General features: G+C 37.7%; 16 protein-coding genes. 3 read left to right on the forward strand and 13 right to left on the reverse strand.

The window, feature by feature from the left end:
* Positions 1-75 precede the first annotated feature (75 nt).
* Positions 76-957, reverse strand: coding sequence for a helix-turn-helix transcriptional regulator (locus V6R96_RS19700; RefSeq protein ID WP_336379990.1), 882 nt, complete (start codon positions 955-957; stop codon positions 76-78).
* A 197-nt stretch (positions 958-1154) separates the two neighbouring features.
* Here V6R96_RS19700 and V6R96_RS19705 point away from each other — a divergent pair, with 197 nt between their 5' ends.
* A complete protein-coding gene (locus V6R96_RS19705; protein ID WP_034704939.1) occupies positions 1155-1499 on the forward strand; it encodes a MerR family transcriptional regulator in 345 nt (114 codons plus the stop codon).
* Between the two features lie 82 nt (positions 1500-1581).
* On the opposite strand, the gene V6R96_RS19710 is transcribed toward V6R96_RS19705, so the two are convergent.
* Entirely contained in the window at positions 1582-2079 is a 498-nt protein-coding gene (locus tag V6R96_RS19710) for a hypothetical protein (protein WP_336379991.1), read from the reverse strand.
* Between the two features lie 28 nt (positions 2080-2107).
* Positions 2108-3490 (reverse strand): hypothetical protein, encoded by a 1383-nt coding sequence (locus V6R96_RS19715; RefSeq protein WP_336379992.1) that lies wholly within the window; start codon positions 3488-3490, stop codon positions 2108-2110.
* 302 nt (positions 3491-3792) lie between these two features.
* On the opposite strand from V6R96_RS19715, the gene V6R96_RS19720 reads away from it, so the two are divergent.
* Positions 3793-5061, forward strand: coding sequence for a hypothetical protein (locus V6R96_RS19720; protein WP_336379993.1), 1269 nt, complete (start codon positions 3793-3795; stop codon positions 5059-5061).
* Between the two features lie 81 nt (positions 5062-5142).
* On the opposite strand, the gene V6R96_RS19725 is transcribed toward V6R96_RS19720, so the two are convergent.
* The 8 genes from V6R96_RS19725 to V6R96_RS19760 form a co-directional block, all read right to left on the reverse strand.
* Positions 5143-6366, reverse strand: coding sequence for a hypothetical protein (locus tag V6R96_RS19725; protein WP_336379994.1), 1224 nt, complete (start codon positions 6364-6366; stop codon positions 5143-5145).
* 242 nt (positions 6367-6608) lie between these two features.
* On the reverse strand, positions 6609-7331 hold the full coding sequence (gene rluF / locus V6R96_RS19730; protein WP_111960379.1) for a 23S rRNA pseudouridine(2604) synthase RluF: 723 nt from the start codon (positions 7329-7331) through the stop codon (positions 6609-6611).
* Positions 7331-7825: a hypothetical protein gene (locus V6R96_RS19735; protein WP_336379995.1), complete on the reverse strand. Its 495-nt coding sequence runs from the start codon at positions 7823-7825 to the stop codon at positions 7331-7333. The genes rluF and V6R96_RS19735 overlap by 1 nt, the downstream gene beginning before the upstream one ends.
* A gap of 80 nt (positions 7826-7905) precedes the next feature.
* Positions 7906-8604 carry a tRNA pseudouridine(55) synthase TruB gene (gene truB, locus V6R96_RS19740; protein ID WP_336379996.1) on the reverse strand — a complete coding sequence of 233 codons (699 nt, stop codon included), beginning with the start codon at positions 8602-8604 and terminating at the stop codon, positions 7906-7908.
* Positions 8604-9053, reverse strand: coding sequence for a hypothetical protein (locus tag V6R96_RS19745; protein ID WP_116012906.1), 450 nt, complete (start codon positions 9051-9053; stop codon positions 8604-8606). The genes truB and V6R96_RS19745 overlap by 1 nt, the downstream gene beginning before the upstream one ends.
* Positions 9054-9057: 4 nt before the next feature.
* On the reverse strand, positions 9058-9876 hold the full coding sequence (locus V6R96_RS19750) for an undecaprenyl-diphosphate phosphatase (RefSeq protein WP_336379997.1): 819 nt from the start codon (positions 9874-9876) through the stop codon (positions 9058-9060).
* A 101-nt stretch (positions 9877-9977) separates the two neighbouring features.
* Complete coding sequence (locus tag V6R96_RS19755) at positions 9978-10274, reverse strand: DUF3098 domain-containing protein (RefSeq protein ID WP_111960369.1); 297 nt, start codon at positions 10272-10274, stop codon at positions 9978-9980.
* Between the two features lie 2 nt (positions 10275-10276).
* Positions 10277-11176, reverse strand: coding sequence for an ABC transporter permease (locus V6R96_RS19760; protein WP_111960367.1), 900 nt, complete (start codon positions 11174-11176; stop codon positions 10277-10279).
* 91 nt (positions 11177-11267) lie between these two features.
* On the opposite strand from V6R96_RS19760, the gene rsmA reads away from it, so the two are divergent.
* Positions 11268-12038, forward strand: a complete 771-nt coding sequence (rsmA, locus tag V6R96_RS19765; RefSeq protein ID WP_111960365.1) for a 16S rRNA (adenine(1518)-N(6)/adenine(1519)-N(6))-dimethyltransferase RsmA — start codon at positions 11268-11270, stop codon at positions 12036-12038.
* 73 nt (positions 12039-12111) lie between these two features.
* Here rsmA and V6R96_RS19770 read toward each other — a convergent pair whose 3' ends face one another.
* Both V6R96_RS19770 and V6R96_RS19775 read right to left on the reverse strand, forming a co-directional pair.
* Positions 12112-14490, reverse strand: coding sequence for a choice-of-anchor L domain-containing protein (locus tag V6R96_RS19770; RefSeq protein ID WP_111960363.1), 2379 nt, complete (start codon positions 14488-14490; stop codon positions 12112-12114).
* Positions 14491-14598: 108 nt separating this feature from the next.
* A complete protein-coding gene (locus tag V6R96_RS19775; protein WP_336379998.1) occupies positions 14599-18198 on the reverse strand; it encodes a choice-of-anchor L domain-containing protein in 3600 nt (1199 codons plus the stop codon).
* Positions 18199-18208: the final 10 nt, after the last annotated feature.

Here is an 18208-nt window from a genome sequence, read left to right on the forward strand (position 1 = left end):
GGAGAGCATGTGAAGCTAATATGAAGACATTTATTAATGTCCATCTTCGTGCTTCATTCTTCCCTCCTTTAAATTTTAAACCTTGTATTTTCTCATAAACTGAGTAGGAGTCATTCCGGAACTTTTCCGGAATACTCTTACAAAGTAGGAATATTCTTCATAACCAAGCCTGAAAGCTATTTCCACAAGGCTTTCATCAAGGTACATCAGCATCCTTTTAGCTTCCAGCACTACTCTTTCAGTGATAACATCGGTTGCTGTTTTCTGAACAACGGTCTGTGCAATCCGGTTCAGGTGCTTTGGACTAATCCCCAATAACGAAGCATAATGAGATATAGATTTCTGAGTTGTAAAATACTGCTCGATCAGGTTTTCAAAATCCTGATAATGTTTAAAATAAGAAAGGCTCGCGGAAGAAGAAAGACTCTCAATTTCTTTTGAAAACAGCCTGGCTGAATTAATGAAAATATGAGACATTAATGAAAGGATCAACCCTTCTTTCATAAGATTCTGGGACTGATGCTCTATTCCCAGTTCCTGAAATAAAATCTTGTTTTTTATCAGCTCATCAGCATCCAGCTGCAGCTTCCTGGGAAAAGATACGGAACCGAAAAACGGAAAGTTTCTTAATTTCTGATTCACATAATGCATTTCGTAAAATTCCTGAGAACAAAAGAAAATATACCCGTCAATATCTTCTGAAAGCTCCCAACTGTGGATCTGCCCGGGAGAAAGAAAAAAAAGGCTTCCCTCAGAGACATCATATTTTTGAAAATCGATCTCATGAACTCCTTGTCCCCGGGTAAAAAGAACAGCAGCATAGAAATCATGCCGGTGCGGTTTTTCAATATGCCGATGCCCTACTACCAGGTGTTCTTTCATGGTATTAACGTAAAAATCGGACGTATTTCTGCCGGATTGGAAAAGGTCAATATGGAGAACGGAGATAGAATTCATTACTGATAATATGCTGAGCGTAGTTATTGTATAAAAGTACTGCAAAAAGAGAAAAAATACAAGCTTCATAAACAGGCAGGCTTTCATCAATTATTTATGCGGAAATTTTTAATATGATCCGGAAGACAGGAATAGAACCTGTATAATTTGCATACGAGGTTAAAAAATTTTTATCTTTGGCTTTTAGGATTCGTAAAATGAAAATAAATTTACCTGACAAACTGTATTATTCCATTGGAGAAGTGGCAAAAGCTTTTGATGTAAATACTTCATTAATACGTTATTGGGAGCAGGAATTCCCTATTATCAAGCCTAAAAAGAACAAGAAAGGCAACCGCTACTTTACTCCTGAAGACATCAAGAACCTGCAGATGATTTACCATCTGGTAAAGGAAAAGGGCTATACACTGGATGGAGCAAGGATTGCTCTGACGACCAACAGTAAAATTTCTGAAACAGTAACCATCATTGACCGTCTTGAGTTTATTAAAGCTGAGCTTCAGAAATTGAAGGCTTCGCTGGCGGACAGAGATTCCGAATAAACTATTTACAAAATTGTAAAACAATAAACCTCTAAATTTCTTAGAGGTTTATTGTTTTTTCATTAAAAATATTAATTTCTCATTATTTAAGACTTCTATCCGTATTATTATACCCATTAATACCAGAAAATACTATTTTCTCAATCTTCATATTAGCAAAAAATTGTGCAAAACTGGCATTCCATTCTCCATTATATTGCTTTAGCATATTTAATATTTGAGGAGTTGGTATTTCATTTTCAAATGTAATCCAGATTCTTGGATATTGAAACTCATTTTCAGATGCTACTAATGATATATTTCTATCTGAAAAATTTAAACTTAGAACATGGTAAGTTGGTGATGTATCGGTTTTACTATCAATACCAATTCTAATAATACTAATATTTTTGGTTAATAATTCATTAGAAAAATTAGAGAAATTTTGTCCATAAAATTGAGTTTTATTTGGAACAATAGTATTTAGTTTAGAAGCTATTTCACTGTAAAAATTAATATATTCATTTGATGCTTGTGCTTTACAATTTTGAATAAATAATAAAGTTGTAAAAAATATGATTTTTAGAAATATTGATTTCATAATAATAAATATTAAAAGTTAAAATTAATTATGGACATTGGGACACTACTGCCATTTCTTTTATTGTTCCGTTAGACGTTGTCTCTTTCTCTATAGACGCGTTGATTTTTTTTAAATTACCATTCACATCCACTTTTGCAATACTGATTCCTGCATTGTATTTATCCAAAATATACGCCATTGCAACAGCACGAGCTTCGTATTGTTCTCCCGAAGTATTAGTTGTCAAGCTTTCCATATAAGAAGTTTTCATTTCATAGAATGCATCACCTAATTTACTACCTATCAAAATAGAATGATCTGTCGGGTTATAGTTTGTATCCTTTGGAAACTGCGTTAAAAAACTGTCTGCCAAACTGCTATCATTTACCACTAAAGCATATATCTCGGGACTGCCCGCGTTACTCCCATACACAAAACGTACCGTAAAGTTAGTATTAGTTTTCAAAACGTCTAGCATATCATACAAATCACCACCAGAAGGATTTCCTCTTGTCCCAGCATGAGAATGCCCATCTCCAATATAGGGATTTGTTAACTGAGAACTGGGAACATTTCCATTACTTGTACCTCCCTGCACAGCTTGTGTTACTTCATATCCGTAATTATTAGGTTTCTGTCCAATAGCCAATACCCATTCTTTTGTATCACCTATTTTTGTTTTCAAAACATTGTCCATTTGTTGTTGCCCGTCACTGCTATTCAAAATATCATTAGCATTATTAATCGATGGCAAAGATTGATCGCAGGGATTCATTTCTGGAGGGTCAGGATATTCATACCCATCGTCATCTCCGCCGCCTCCGCCGCCATCCAATCCTGTAGGATCAAATGTCTTTGGAGGAACTCCTCCTCCCTGAAATTCACAATTTGTAACGGATGTTGTATATGGTACACAATTCGGTTCATTATCAGAACATCCTATTGTTATCCATCTGGTAGTACACACAAAAGCAGACACTTTAGAGGACATATTTCTTTTTGCTTCAATCACTTCATCATATTTAGTTACATTTGAATAGATAGCAAGATTAAAAAATTCTATAAGATCTTTGTTATCTTTTTCATAAAGAAACAACCTATTGCCTTTTCTTATAGCTTCCATCAGAAATACAACCTTATTATTTTTAATGATGGGCACTATAACATAGGTTTCGTTAAAATTGCCAAAACTCATGGCATAATTCCAGTTCAGTTCACCATACTGAGCTTTTACATGCTCCAGATTGGCAATTTTCAGAAATACTTGCTTTACTTTCCCTATATATACCTCATCTTCCTTCCATAAGCTTCGAGAAACAAATTTGGCAGAGCTAAGACTTTCGGTTGATCCGGAAAGACTTTCTTGTGGAAGGAGTTCTTCGCTGTGGCAGGACAATAGCAGAGAAATAAGGGCTGTTAGAAGCAACAACCTGAGAATATTTTTTTTCCTCATAGATTTTGTGTTTTAAAGTTAAAAAAAATAACTTTCAATATCACTTCAGAGTGATATCAAACAAAATTAAAATTAAATCTTAAACTGCACAATCTTATCGTTTATATTTTGAGAAAACTAAGTAATTAGAAAAAATAGTGAAATTCTTATTTAAACTATTTTACAAAAAACACTATTAAAGTTTAAATTAATAACCTTAACAATTAAATTATCGTACAAATAACAGCATTTCTACCTTGATCATTGCTTCGGCTTGTTTTTATTGATAAGTTTACTTTATGATGAGAAAAAACTATTACCAGAAACTGGCATTCATGGGAATGCTGCTGATCGTCCTGCTGGCTTTTCAGAAATATACCAGCCGGGAAAAAGAAGATTTTCCTGAGGTAAAATTTATTACGGAAAGTTCTGCCGCTCTCAACCTTACTGATTTTGATCCCAATGATCTGGATGCAAAACAATGGATGCATTTAGGATTTTCTGAAAAGCAGGTTTCTACGATCCTTAACTACAAAAAAATTGTAGGAGGAGAATTTACATCAAAAGACCAGCTCAAAAAATGCTATGCAATTTCTGAAGAAAAATTCACGGAGCTGAATTCCTTCATTCTGCTTCCTGAAAATGGCAAAGGCCACTTTGAAAAGTTTAAAGCTAATGACAAAAAAGAAATTTCCGTTTCTAAAAAATTCAATCCGGATGGTCTTTCTGCTTCGGAATGGATGAAAATGGGTTTCAGTGAAAAACAGGCTGAAGCTATCTTAAAATACAGGAATTACTTGGGCGGAAGTTTCGTAAGCAAGGAAAAATTCAAAGAATGTTTTATCATCTCTTCAGAAAATTACAGCAAACTTGAGCCCTATATACTGCTTCCGGTAAAAACCCCAGACAATTTTAGAAAGTCCGGTAATCAGTACGCCATAAAATCTACTATTCAGTATCATTCATTTGATCCTAATACTTTAGATCTGGATGGGTGGAAAGGTTTAGGATTCTCTGAAAAACAGGCGAATACAATTATCAATTACCGGGAAAGAAATCTTAGAGGAACCTTCAAATCACTTGAAGATATAAAGAAATGTTTTGTTATTTCTCCGGAAAAGTTCCAGGAACTAAGTCCTTATATTAAACTCAATACAAATACAACCCTTCAAAAACAGGAAACTGATTTTTCAAAAATTGATTTAAATAGGATCACATTCAAGCAGTTGCTGGAATTTGGTTTGGATGAAAAAAGTGCCGGGTCGATGATCGGCTTTAGAAAAAAACTGAGAGGTTTTGTCAATAAGCAACAAATTTTAGACACCTATAATATTGATAAAAATTTGGTTCAAAAATTAATTTCTATTGCTCCGCTAGATATTTCAAATGTTCCTAAATATACTCTAACAGAAGCCCCTGAAGAATGGCTGAAAGATCATCCCTACTTCAAATATTCTGCTGATAAGATCATATTCTACCGGACTACCTACACGGATGACAAGAAAATTCTGAAGCTCTTAAAATTAAAGCCTGAGTATGAAGAAAGAATGAAATTATATTTAAAATAACTGAAAACTATATAATAAAAACTACCCAAAACAATTTCTGCTATTTTGGGTAGTTTCTGATCTGGCGTATTATTTTAAGTTTTAGTGATGCATGTAGCTGCTGGGACCATTGGTTCCTTCAATTGATTCAGGTAGTATTCCATATTTGGTTCGTAAATCGACGGTACCTAATGTTTTCCCTGTCTCAATTTCAATGACACTGATGGTGCCGGAATTTAAGTTAGGAATGTTCAACAGGTTATTTTGTACTGCTACAACTTCTTTTCCTTTTTTGGTTTTAAAGAAAACCATGTGATGTGCTCCTTTATCCGCGGTAAGAGTTTTTAAAAGCTTTAATTGAGGAAGATTACTTATATCAAAGACCAAAACTTTTCCGGGATCTGCAAAACTTACATAAAGCTTGCTGTTATCATCGATGTACATTTCGAGTGCCCAGCCTAATCCTTGTGTGCTTCCGTCAAATATTTTACTAAAAGCATCATATTTTTTGGTTGCAGCATTGTATGGAGCAATCCAGATATCGCCACCTAGCATTGTTGTTGCAAGGGCGTATTGTGGAAATTTCCCCCGTAGCAACAGAACCTCGACAGGACTGGACATATCCGTTTGTGAGTCTGCTACCAGATAGGTCTCTTTTAATTCATAGGTATTCAGATCTAATAAAGTACAGGTGTTTCCCATTCCAGTAGTAAGGTCCGGGTGAATGGTTGAGGTAACCATCATTATTCCTTTTTCCTCATTAACAGAAATACCATGCGGATACATAATAAATTGATTGGGATTGGTTTGAATCGGTGCTTTAATAGTTTTGATAAGCTGGTTGTTATTTGCGTTAAAAACACCTATACTGCCATCTTTTGGCCCTCCTGCGCCTCCCATGAAAGTCATAAAATATCTTCCATCATTGGTAAAAAACAAATTTTCTCCTACCGTATTCTCACCTGTATCAATAGGTGTTGCATTAACTAATTTTGGCTGTCCGTTTTTGTCTTTTTCCGTTTTTATCTGGTAGAGATAACTCCCTCCTAAAGCAGTGGTAAATAATTTGTTTGCACTCTGATTATAATAAAGATGATGAGGCAGGACCCCAATGCCTAATTCAAGTTGGCTGCTAATATGTCCAAAATTTGGGGCTTCAGGATCAAGCTCAATGACAGCTATTCCATCTGGTAATCCTTTCAAGCTTCTATAGTCAATGTAAAAAGAAGAATCGTGCGGAAGATCTGAATTATGGTTATCATTCTGACAATTAGAAAATGTTATTAAAATAATGATTAGAGAAAGCAGATTAAATTTAAATTTCATGGTTTTTAGTTTTAATAGTTATTATTATAAATATAATATATTTTCACTAACAAACTAAAAATATTACACCAATGTGTGAATATTATTAAAAAACAACACCCAAAGTACCTTTTCTATTGTATTTCTTCAGATAGATTAATTGAAGACAGAAATTCTGATTTCCCTTACCAGAAAACAGGAATAAAAAAAGTAAGCAGGAGAAATATCCCCCTGCTTACCGTCATATTATTTATGATATAATCTTAATCGACTGTTTTGACAGAATCAGAAAGGAGGTTGTTAAGCGAACTCAGTTCCTCTTCTGTAAGGTCACGCCATTTTCCAACGGGAAGATCCAGCTTGATGTTCATAATACGGATACGTTTCAGTTTTTTCACTTCATAGCCGAGGTATTCGCACATTCTTCGGATTTGTCTGTTCAGTCCCTGAGTAAGAATGATACGGAACGTCATATCGTCGATTCTTTCAACTTCACATTTTTTAGTGACGGTATCCAGGATCGGAACACCATTCCTCATTTTATCAAGGAATTTGGGTGACATAGGTTTGTCAAGACGTACAATATATTCTTTTTCGTGGTTATTTCTTGCCCTTAGAATTTTGTTTACGATATCGCCGTCACTGGTCAAAAGAATCAGGCCTTCACTAGGCTTATCCAGTCTTCCGATCGGGAAAATTCTTTTCGGATGATTGATATAGTCAACGATATTGTTTTTTTCACGTTTGGTATCTGTAGTGCATACAATCCCCACAGGCTTGTTAAAAGCGATGTAGATGGGCTTATCCTGCGGTTCACGGATCGGTTTTCCATCTACTTCTACAAGATCTTCATCAGAAACTTTGGTTCCCATTTCCGGGACCTTTCCGTTAATTGTTATCCTTCCTTCTTCCAAAAGTTTATCAGCGGCTCTTCTTGAACAATAGCCAACTTCTGATAAATATTTATTGATGCGCGTTTTTTCCATTAATCTTCTCCGTAACCTGTATAATTTTTATTGCTGAAAATAGTAATTCCGTAACTTAATCCAATGAAAAAGCCATTAGACTTACCATTCAGCTGATGCCCTTCAAAAGTAATTCCACCTTCCTGGCTCAGCCTTTTTGAGTAGGAAACCATGATTCCCAATCTTGCTCCCCAAAATTCGGAATCAGAAATCGCCGAATGATTAAGCTGCTTTCCATAATTTAAATCAATATAAAAAGGACGGTCACCCGGACTGAATATGATCTTCGGCTGGATCATCCAGTAGGCCAGATGGTAATTGTCTTCTATAAAACTGTATTTAAATCCTGTTCCGAGTGCAAAGTTAGGAAGAAAATTGTAACCGCCTATTGCTGATATTCCATATGTTATTTTACCAATCCTTTTTGGTTCAATATACTGCGAATCCGTAAACTGATTATCTCTGTTTTGAAGATTATAGCCGATATTGAGTGATGGATTGAGGTAAAAATCCATTTTAACTTTTTTAGTCTCCGTTTCCTGCGAAAAACAAGTAGCAGTATATAACAGGCTTAAAAGAAAGAGGAAATTTTTTATCATAAGCTTTCGAATCTGTATTCATTCTCCAGAAAATCAGCGGTCGCATTTTCAATCGTATAATCTCCGATCTTTGTGCGCCTAAGCTGTGTAAGATAAGCTCCCACTCCCAGCTCCTGTCCAATGTCATGAGCCAGACTTCTGATATAGGTGCCTTTTGAACATCCTACCGTAAAGCTGACCAAAGGAAATTCAATGTTAATATCTTTAATGTAGAAGATTGTCGTTTTCCTGGATTTCATTTCAACTTCTTCTCCTGCTCTGGCTAAATTATAAGCTCTCTGTCCATCAATTTTTATGGCTGAATATACCGGAGGTTTCTGCTCTATTTCCCCAACGAATTTTTCAAGAGTTTCTTTGACTTGCTGTTCTGTAACGTGGGCAATATCCTGATGAAGGATCTCTGGTTTTTCCGTATCATAGGATTCTGTCTGTACTCCTATTTTGATTTCCGTCCAGTATTCTTTGGGAGCATCCTGAATTTCGGGAATTTTCTTTGTAAATTTTCCGCAGCAGACAATAAGCAGACCGGTTGCTCTCGGATCTAAGGTTCCTGCGTGGCCTATTTTAAATTTCTTGGGAAGATTAAATTCTCTTTTGAGTTTATACTTCATCTTATTGACCGCCTGGAAAGAGGTCCAATCCAAAGGTTTATCCAATAAGAATACATATCCTGCTTGCAGTTCTTCAGCTGTCATTATTCTAAAATTTCGGTGATACTTACTAAGCTTGGCAACTTATTGACCTTCTGCTTGCAGTCAGGTCCGTTTTCTACATTGACAAAGCATTTTTTATCACCAATGAAGTAGTATATATTCTGAAAAGGGTACACTGAATTATTCGGAGCAATGTTCACTGTATAATTTTCAGGTAAATTAAATTTATAGCTGGTTTTGCTAACAGATGTAATTTTTTGGCGGTAACATTTTCCTTCTTTGGAATATTCCATAAAAGGTTTGTGGTCCAGTTTTTCGTCCGGGACAAGCTCCTTACAGATCAGTAGATCTTCAGCAAGATTTTTTTCTTTCAGCTCAACGAAAAATTCTATTCTTTCTCCTGTATTATTTTTTACAAACAGCGTATGTGCCGGAGCACAGGACACGATCAGGCCGGAAAAAGCCAATATTTTTAAAATATTACTTTTCATAGGCTTATTTAAAGAAATAGAAATAGATCAACAAAGCAATTCCTACAAAGATACGGTACCAACCCCAAGGTTTGAAACCATATTTGTTCAGTACTCCGATGAATGCTTTAATGGCAATCAATGCTACAATAAATGCTACAATATTTCCTACTATGAAGATCATAATATGATCCTGAGATGCCATAATCATTTCATACCCCTTCTGAGGGTTCCCGGTTTCTTTCCCCCAAGTTTTCAGGAAAACAGAATATACCGTTACTGCCAGCATTGTCGGAACGGCCAGAAAGAAAGAAAATTCTGCAGCAGCCTTTCTGGTCAGCCCCTGTGACATTCCTCCAATAATAGAAGCTGCACTGCGGCTGGTTCCAGGCATCATCGCAAGGCACTGCCAGAAGCCTATTGTGATTGCTTTTCTTATGGTAATCCCTTTTTCATCATCAATTGTAGGGTTCTTGAACCATTTGTCTGCGAAAAGCAGAACTATACCTCCCAATACGAGTACTGAAGAAATGGCGATCTGGTTTCCAAGGACGGATTCAATTTTATCATCAAATAAATACCCCAGAACCAATGCCGGAACAACTGCAAAAACAAGCTTATAATAAAACTGGAGATTTTTCAGATCAAAGAATTTTTTCCAGTAAGCCACTACAACGGATAAAATAGCACCGAACTGAATAGACACCTGAAACATTTTCAGAAACTCATCCTCTTGCAGTCCCAAAAGGTTCGCTGCAAATCCCATGTGTGCCGTAGAAGAAATAGGAAGATACTCTGTAAGCCCTTCAATAATAGCAATAATGATTGCTTTAATTAAATCCATATTTTGGTGTATATAAAAATTTAAAGATTAAAAGATTCTGAAATTTAGAACGAGTTCTAAACCACTTAACCTTTTAATCTCTAAATAAAGAATGTATTAATTTATTTTCTTTTTAAAATAGCATAAACTTCTATTCCAAAGCCTATCACTATAAACAGTGGCGCAATTCTGATCCTTCGGATGGAAAAAATACCGTCATTCCATGAGTTAGGATCAAATTTACCATCTACTGTATTAGCATCCGGCCCCATCATCAGCAGGAAGCCTACTATGATAAAAGCCAGTCCTATCAGCATCCACTTAAAGTTCTGCTGTCCGAAGTAAAAGGTATTTTCCTGTGGTACTTCGGTTTCTTTGCCAAACTCTGAAGCGGCAAATTTATTTGTTTTTTTGCTCATTATTAAGAGTAATATAGATCGTCAACGTTTGATTTTAAGAATCTCCATGTAGCGAAAATGGTACTTAAAACAGAAATAAAAATTCCTACTCCAAGCACTAAAACAATCAGCCAGAAATACTGGTTGTTATCCTGTACGAAAGCCGAACCAATCTGACTTGTAAAATAATACCAAACTCCTCCCAGTGCCAGAAGTCCAATCACTGATCCGATAGCCCCTAAAATAATGGCTTCGATGATAAACGGCTTAAGGATGAATCTTCTTTTTGCTCCAACGAGCTGCATGGTTTTAATGATAAATCTTTTGGAGAATATTTTAAGTCTGATCGAGTTGTTGATCAGTACTACTGCCAAGACAAGAAACAGAATAGAGAATCCCAGGATCCACTTAAGGATTCTGCTTAGATTATTGTAAACATCCACCATCAAAGTGCTGTCATTCTTAACATCTACAATACCCGGAACAGCTTTGATCACTTTAATTGCCCCGTCAATTTTTGCAGGATCTACGTATTCTGGCTTTAATGCAACTTCGATGGATGAAGGGAAAATATTTTCCTCAAAAAGTGCATCGCTGTCTATCCCCATTGTTTTTTTGGCTTCTTGAGCCGCCATGTCCCGTGAGATATACGTTGCTTTTTTTACAGGAGCTAAGGTCTGTACCTTTTTAAAAGTTTCTTCCTCCAGTTTTGCAATCTTTACAGAATCTTTTGCATCGTAGTTTTCATCAAAATAAGCATTTACTACCAGCTGCTCTTTAATATAGTCAGAATACTTTTGGGCATTAATTAAAATAAGCCCCATTAATCCTAACAAAAATAACACTAATGCGATACTTATTACGACTGTAATATTGCTTGACCGAAGCCTTTTCTTATTAAACTCATCTACAGATTTAGCCATTAATATTAAAATTTTTGGCTAAATTAGAAAAAATCTTCCGAAATTTGGGGAGAAATAAAGAAAATCATTGTTAATAAAATCATAAAAAACTTTGAGTGTAAAAGCAAAAAAACATCTTGGACAGCACTTTCTGACAGATGAAAATATCGCGAGAAAAATCGTGGAGGGTCTTAGTTTTGAAGACTATAAAAATGTCATGGAAGTAGGTCCCGGAATGGGCGTCCTTACCAAATATCTGTTTGAAAAAGAACAGACTATCTATCTGGCAGAGATAGACACCGAATCTATTGAATACCTGAAAAAGAACTATTCAAAGATTACAGAAAATACTTTTGTAGGAGATTTTCTGAAACAGGACTTCCATTTTATCAATGGAGAGCAGCTTGCCATTATTGGTAACTTTCCTTATAATATCTCTTCGCAGATCCTTTTTAAGATTGTTGATTATTATCAGCAGATTCCTGAAATGGTAGGAATGTTCCAGAAAGAAGTTGCGGAAAGAACAGCTGCAGTACCCAGAACTAAAGATTACGGTATTCTTTCTGTTCTGATCCAGGCCTATTATGATGTTTCTTATCTGTTTACCGTTCATGAAAATGTGTTCAATCCACCTCCGAAAGTAAAATCAGGAGTCATCCGACTGACCAGAAATCCAAAAGAAGGTCTGGCCGGAAACGAGGTTCTTTTTAAGCAGATTGTAAAGGCAGGGTTTAACCAGAGAAGAAAAAAGCTTTCAAACTCATTGAAAATATTGAATATTCCTGAAGCTTTAAAAACCCACGAATTTTTGGACAAGAGGGCGGAAGAGCTCAGCGTTCTGGATTTTATAGGCTTTGCTAATCTCTGGAAACAAAATCAATAAGTAGTCTATTTCAAAAAAATAAAAAGCCTTTCAAGTAAACTTGAAAGGCTTTTCTATGTATGATTTCTGTATCTTATTCTCGATTCTTAAGCATGATCCATCCGGACCAGTTCATCTGAATTTTTGACTTAGGATATTCGAAATTAAATTTATACCAGTAAGTTGCTGTAGAAAGTTTTTTTCCACCCACTGTTCCGTCCCATACAGGTTTTTCTTTAGAGAATCTAAACATTTCCACTCCATATCTGTCAAAAACAGATCCTGTGAAATTTTTGAATCCAACCAATGCTGTAAGGTCCAGAATATCATTTACACCATCATCATTAGGTGTAATGATATTATTGATCTGCAGCGTATAGAAATCAAAGGTTCCCACACAATGAGTTCCTACTCTTCTCACCAATACGGTATAATTTGTATTGTCCAAAAGGTTGGTGAAAATATTTGACTCCTGCCACGTGATTCCATTGTCGATAGAATATTCTAAAGTACTTGGGGTATTATTCATCATGGGATTTTCCGCAATAATCATCACGGTTTTTTTAGCACTTTCATAATTCACTGCTGTCACGAAAGGAGTGGCTGCACCACCTACTTTCGCGGTGAAGATCTTTTTACAGAAGCCGTTATCCACTTCTACCGTATAAACACCCCAGCTGTCTGCAGTGATAGTTTGTGTTGTAGCTCCGGTACTCCATAAGTATTTATAATTAGGTCCAGCACCTGCATCTAAAGTAACTCGATCACCCAGACACATTTCCACATCTTTTAAAGGTGAAGTGATCTCTGGGGTAACCTCTACGGTTATGGTAGCAGGATTTAAAGAACGACAGCCTTTTGTCCCCACTGCATACACAGAAAATGTTGTAGTCTGATACAAAGTTACAGTTTGTGTATTGCCTGTACCCGGAAAATTAACCCATTGATAAGTAACACCTCCCTCAGCCGTAAGAGTTACCGCTTCTCCCGGACATATTTTAATTCTGGAAGATTTTATCCCTGCCTTAGGCGTAGTTTCTTTTAGTAGCTTTAATTCTATCATCTTGCTGCAGAAACCTCCGTTTGAAACTACAACATACAGAATCTGCCCATCTGTACCGTTATAATTTAAAATATTCTGAATATAGTTATTATTCTGAGCCACAGCATCAGCCTGATTTACATAGAATCTGAATACAGCTCCCTGTGTCGGGCTTATTGACGGCATAGCATTCGTCAGGTCAAAAGTAGTAATATCCGGCGTAGAACACAGTAAAAGTGTTGCATCCTGGGCCTGCGGAGTGGTTCCCCCGTGAATTTCTATGGTTGCTTTACCCGGACAAGGGTTTCCGGGAACACTTACTTCGATAGTATATGTTCCTGGCTGTACAGCCGTAATCGTATTGGTAGTGGCACCAGCTACCGGAGCTCCGTTGAGGTACCATTGGTATAATAAGTTAGGGTCACTTACTGATGCTGTAATTATCTGCGGTTCATTATCGCAGACATTGATTTCTGAAGGTAATGTAGCACCGCTGGGATCCAGAAGTTCTACACCGATATTAAATGATCCTCCTTCCAGAAATACAGCAGAATCCCAGCCATGATCTTCAAAGCTTCCCGGTGCATAATCGGCAACAACCATTTTAAAGTGATATTCCTGCCCTGCCATTACAGTCGCAGTTGCAGTAAGAGGAATTGTTCTTCCTTCAAAATTGGTTTCAACATTGCCTGTATTATATCCTGCAAAATACTGTTCATTAACTGCAGCACAACCGCCACCGCCAGGAATTAACGGGTGGATATTCGTAATACTTACAGGACCGGCACCGTTTGGAAGCACCGCCATATTCTGATAAGGTCCTCCAGATGTCGGTCTAAGCAAAATAGCAAAAGCATCTGCATACTGACATGGGAATGAGCCGGAGTACTCCTCCGAAGCCAAAATATAATTAAATTTGATCTGTGATGTTGTAGGGGTAAAGTCAAATTCCAAAAGAACACCATCCGTCAGCGTTCCGGTAGATCCAATAGCCTGTGCAAGATCTGAATCTGTACCGCCACCATTATTATCACTCAGGTTTCCTTCAGGTCCGTTTCCTGCTCTTCTTGCTTTTCCTGTAGAAAGTACAATCCCGTCTTTGAAAGGAAAATTGGTAGTTCCTTTATGAAAATATCCCCAGGATCTGTCTGCATCGCTCACAGCATGGTTAGGTGTAATTTTCACATTGGATACTGCAGGCGTTACACAAGTATTTGTTCCTGAAGAGATAAGGACATCTTTCACCAGCTGCGTAATAGAATAGCTGGATTCCGCATACCCCGGAGTATTCACATCAATAAAATTGCCCGCTTTTTGAGTAACTGATCCTGCAGGCTTATCTTTAGGAGGTTTTCGGGGGCCTGTTGTTTGTGAAAATAAAAATGTCGAAACGACTAAGAAAAATAAAATGAATAGTAGATTTCTTCGCATAATACTTTTGTTTCAACAAATTTAATTTATTTCCAAATATATCCTATATTTTTTATAAAATTTTTAATATAAAAAAAACAAACCTCCCAAATATGGAAGGTTTATCTATTAGTTTCTGTTTTTTAGCAATATCCAGCCTGATCTCTGTTCCAGCTTTTTGCTGGCCGGATTCTCCCACTGTACTTTATACCAGTAAGTGCCTGTAGGCAGGTTCATTCCTTTTAAAGAACCTGTCCAGACAGCATCGGTTTTGGTTGCCCGGAAAAGTTCTGCACCATACCGGTCAAAAACTGATGCTGCAAAGTTATTATATCCCCTAAGTCCTGAGAAATCTATTGTGTCATTTACTCCATCCATATTAGGTGTTATGGCATTACTGATTACAAATGTGAAATAATCCAGTGAGGTACTACAATTTGCATCTTTTACCCTTACCATCACATGGTAGTTTGTATTATTTAAGACATTATAAAATATATTGGACGACTGCCATACCACACCTCCATCTATTGAATATTCCAATTCACCTCCCGTAGGGTTGCTTGATGTAAGGGTAAGCACATGATTATCATATACTATATTTGTAAACTGAGGGAGATCTGGATTTAATAATTTTCCGGTGAAAGTCTTAGAACATACTCCATTACTGATGGTAACGGTATAGGTTCCGGGAACATTGGTCGATATAGTCTGGGTAGTTGCACCTGTGCTCCATAAATAAGTATAGTTAGTACCTGCACCAGCATCTAGAACCCCTGTATCGCCGGCACATACATATACATCCTCTAATGTAGATACAATAGCCGGTACCACCTCAATGGTCACCTTTGCAGGCAGTACAGAACTACAACCATTACCTCCTAATGCATACACTGAGTATTCCGTAGTAACGGTTGGCGAAACCACCTGAGTATTTCCGTTTCCGGGAAGGCCTACCCAGTTATAGGTAATTCCTCCGGTAGCCGTAAGAGTAACGGATTCTCCCACACATATTTTTGATTTGGATGCGGATATGCCTGCTGTTGGTGGCCCAACTATTACAGTAACCGTTGCCGGGGTTGCAGAAACACATCCGTTAGCTGCTACTGCAAATACTTCATAAACGGTAGTAACAACCGGAGAAACCACCTGGGTATTTCCGTTTCCGGGAAGGCCCGTCCAGTTATAGGTTGCACCTCCTGAAGCAGTTAGCGTTACTGATTCTCCGACACATATTCTGGGTTGAGAGGAAACAAGAGTAGCCGTTGGCAATGTTGTATTTTGCGTTACGGTAACTGTTGCTGTATAGGTACAGGTTAAATTTCCCGGCTGGGATACATTGGTAACTGTAAGTGTATAGGTCCCTCCTGCATTCACTACAGGATTAAGCGTATTGGCACCTGACACTATATTTCCCCCTCCTGCTGCTGTCCATGCAATAGTAGATCCAGCAGGCACTACAGATGCCGAAGCATTTAATGTAGTCTGAGGGGTTGTACAGGTTATTTCCTGCGGTGCTGCTATCGTAAGTGTTGTTTCGGCTGTTCTTAGTAACTGAAGGGAAACTACATAATGACATCCTCCGTTTTTCACTAATACATATATAGTCTGATTTCCCGGTGGCGAATAGGTTGTTGGCGCTGCAATAAAATTAGCATTTCCCGCAAGAGCATCAGCCTGATTGATATAATAGGTAAAAGTAACACCTGCTCCTGCAGAAGTGATCTGACTCTGAGCAGTTGTCAGGTCATAGGTAAGTCCCGGAGCATAACATTTATGTAATATAGCATTCTGTACAGTGATGGGCTGTGAAACTTCAATAGTGATTGTAGCAGGATTTTGAGATACACATCCATTGGCTCCTACAGCACTTACTGTATACGTAGTAGTTGCAGTAGGTGATACTGTCTGAGTATTGCCTGTTCCGGGAAGGCCCGTCCAATTATAAGTAGTACCTCCTGAAGCAGTTAAAGTTACCGATTCACCACTACATATCTGTGTTTTACTTGCTGTAAGTCCGGTTACAGGTGGAGCACTGTCTCCTGTAACTGTAACATTAGCAACAGCGGTACAGGTAACAGGTCCCGGCTGATACGTTTTTGATATTGTTAAAGTATAAGTCCCCGGAGCATTGATAACCGGAGTTAGTGTATTTCCTCCTGAAATGATATTTCCTCCGGTTGTCGTCCAGTTAAAAGTAGATCCCGCAGGATAAACAGAAGCTGAAGCATCTAAAGTGGTCTGCGAGCTGGCACAGGTTAATACCGCGGGCGGCAAAATTGATGCAGTCATCTGAGGTGCTTTTATCAGCTGCAACTCTGCTACCTTGAAACAGAAGCCATTTTTAACACGAACATATACTGTTTGTCCTCCAGGGCTTGAATAGGTGGCAGGGCTGGGAATGGTATTTGCATTTCCGGCAAGCGCATCTGCCTGGTTTAAGTAGTATGTAAATGTTGCACCAGGGGTTGTACTTATAGAAGCGTCTGCAGAAGGTAAATTAAAGGTTACATTTCCAGCAGCGTAACAGGCTGTCAGGGTCGCATTCTGTACGGTAGGGGAAGTTCCTCCAACTACTGTAATGGTTCCCGTTCCCGGGCATGTGTTTCCCTGGATGAATACCTGAACACTGTATACACCTGGTTGCGTAGCAGTATAACTAGCTCCGGTTTGACCGGGAATAGGGTTATTATTTAAGAACCATTGATAAGTAACGTTAGGAACCTGAACAGAGGCTGTAAATGTCTGAGGTGCATTATCGCACATATAGACTGTATCAGGAAGCTGCACTCCGGCAGGATCGAGAATTTTCACACCTATGTCGAATGATCCCGCTTCCAGAAATACAGCTGAGTCATAACTCCTGTCACTAAAATCTGCCAAGACCATTTTGAAGTGATAGGTCTGGCCTGGAATTACAGTCGCTTTTGCAGTCAAAGGGACGGTACGTCCATCAAAGTTAGTTTCAACAATAGGGTTATTGATTCCTGCGAAATACTGTTCGTTTATAGGGCCACAGCCAGAACTTCCGGAAATTGCAGGATGTATGTTAGTTACACTCACGGGGCCTGCTCCGTTAGGAAGTACTGCGAGATTCGTATAATTAGGATCAGTTGCTTTTTTTAACAGTAAAGCAAATCCGTCTGATTTGGTACATGCAAACTGGAATGCGGGAGCATATTCTTTGGAAGCAAACAGGTATCTGAATGTAACCTCTGTAGAAGCCGGTACAAAATCAAATTCTATGTAGGTAGCATCTCTCAGTTCACCATTATTGATTCCCAAAGCCGCAGCCAGATCTGTATCTCCAAAAGTATTCAGACCGTCACTTAAAATTCCCTGATAACTGTTACCTGCTTTTGCAACGTATCCGGTGGAAAGAACAATTCCTTTTGCAAAAGGAAAAGCTGTGGTTCCTTTATTAAAAAACCCCCAGCTTCGGCCAGGATCATTTATTGATAAATTGGGGGAAACAGTGACGTTACTTACATTGGACGTGGAACAGGCTCCTCCGGAAATCAATACGTCTTTTACCAGCTGTGTAATGCTGTAGCCGGACTCCGGATAATTGGGTGTATTTACATCTATAAAAACACCTGCTTTCATAGAGGCGGCACTAGCTTTTTTTGCAGGTATCGCTGCTCTGTCTGTGTTTTGAGCAAAAACCAAACTGCCGATGAATGCAAAAAATAACGCCAAAAATAAATTTCCAATCCTCCTATTTAACATTTTATAGTAT

This window comes from Chryseobacterium sp. CCNWLW53, assembly GCF_037083525.1.
Lineage (GTDB): Bacteria > Bacteroidota > Bacteroidia > Flavobacteriales > Weeksellaceae > Chryseobacterium > Chryseobacterium lathyri.

Coding starts and splice junctions, on each gene's coding strand:
- V6R96_RS19720 (WP_336379993.1), top strand. CDS start 3,793: ATGATGAGAAAAAACTATTACCAGAAACTGGCATTCATGGGAATGCTG.
- truB (WP_336379996.1), bottom strand. CDS start 8,604: ATGACAGCTGAAGAACTGCAAGCAGGATATGTATTCTTATTGGATAAA.
- V6R96_RS19775 (WP_336379998.1), bottom strand. CDS start 18,198: ATGTTAAATAGGAGGATTGGAAATTTATTTTTGGCGTTATTTTTTGCA.
- V6R96_RS19755 (WP_111960369.1), bottom strand. CDS start 10,274: ATGAGCAAAAAAACAAATAAATTTGCCGCTTCAGAGTTTGGCAAAGAA.
- V6R96_RS19735 (WP_336379995.1), bottom strand. CDS start 7,825: ATGGATTTTTACCTCAATCCATCACTCAATATCGGCTATAATCTTCAA.
- V6R96_RS19770 (WP_111960363.1), bottom strand. CDS start 14,490: ATGCGAAGAAATCTACTATTCATTTTATTTTTCTTAGTCGTTTCGACA.
- rluF (WP_111960379.1), bottom strand. CDS start 7,331: ATGGAAAAAACGCGCATCAATAAATATTTATCAGAAGTTGGCTATTGT.
- V6R96_RS19705 (WP_034704939.1), top strand. CDS start 1,155: ATGAAAATAAATTTACCTGACAAACTGTATTATTCCATTGGAGAAGTG.
- V6R96_RS19710 (WP_336379991.1), bottom strand. CDS start 2,079: ATGAAATCAATATTTCTAAAAATCATATTTTTTACAACTTTATTATTT.
- V6R96_RS19700 (WP_336379990.1), bottom strand. CDS start 957: ATGAATTCTATCTCCGTTCTCCATATTGACCTTTTCCAATCCGGCAGA.
- V6R96_RS19750 (WP_336379997.1), bottom strand. CDS start 9,876: ATGGATTTAATTAAAGCAATCATTATTGCTATTATTGAAGGGCTTACA.
- V6R96_RS19725 (WP_336379994.1), bottom strand. CDS start 6,366: ATGAAATTTAAATTTAATCTGCTTTCTCTAATCATTATTTTAATAACA.
- V6R96_RS19745 (WP_116012906.1), bottom strand. CDS start 9,053: ATGAAAAGTAATATTTTAAAAATATTGGCTTTTTCCGGCCTGATCGTG.
- V6R96_RS19760 (WP_111960367.1), bottom strand. CDS start 11,176: ATGGCTAAATCTGTAGATGAGTTTAATAAGAAAAGGCTTCGGTCAAGC.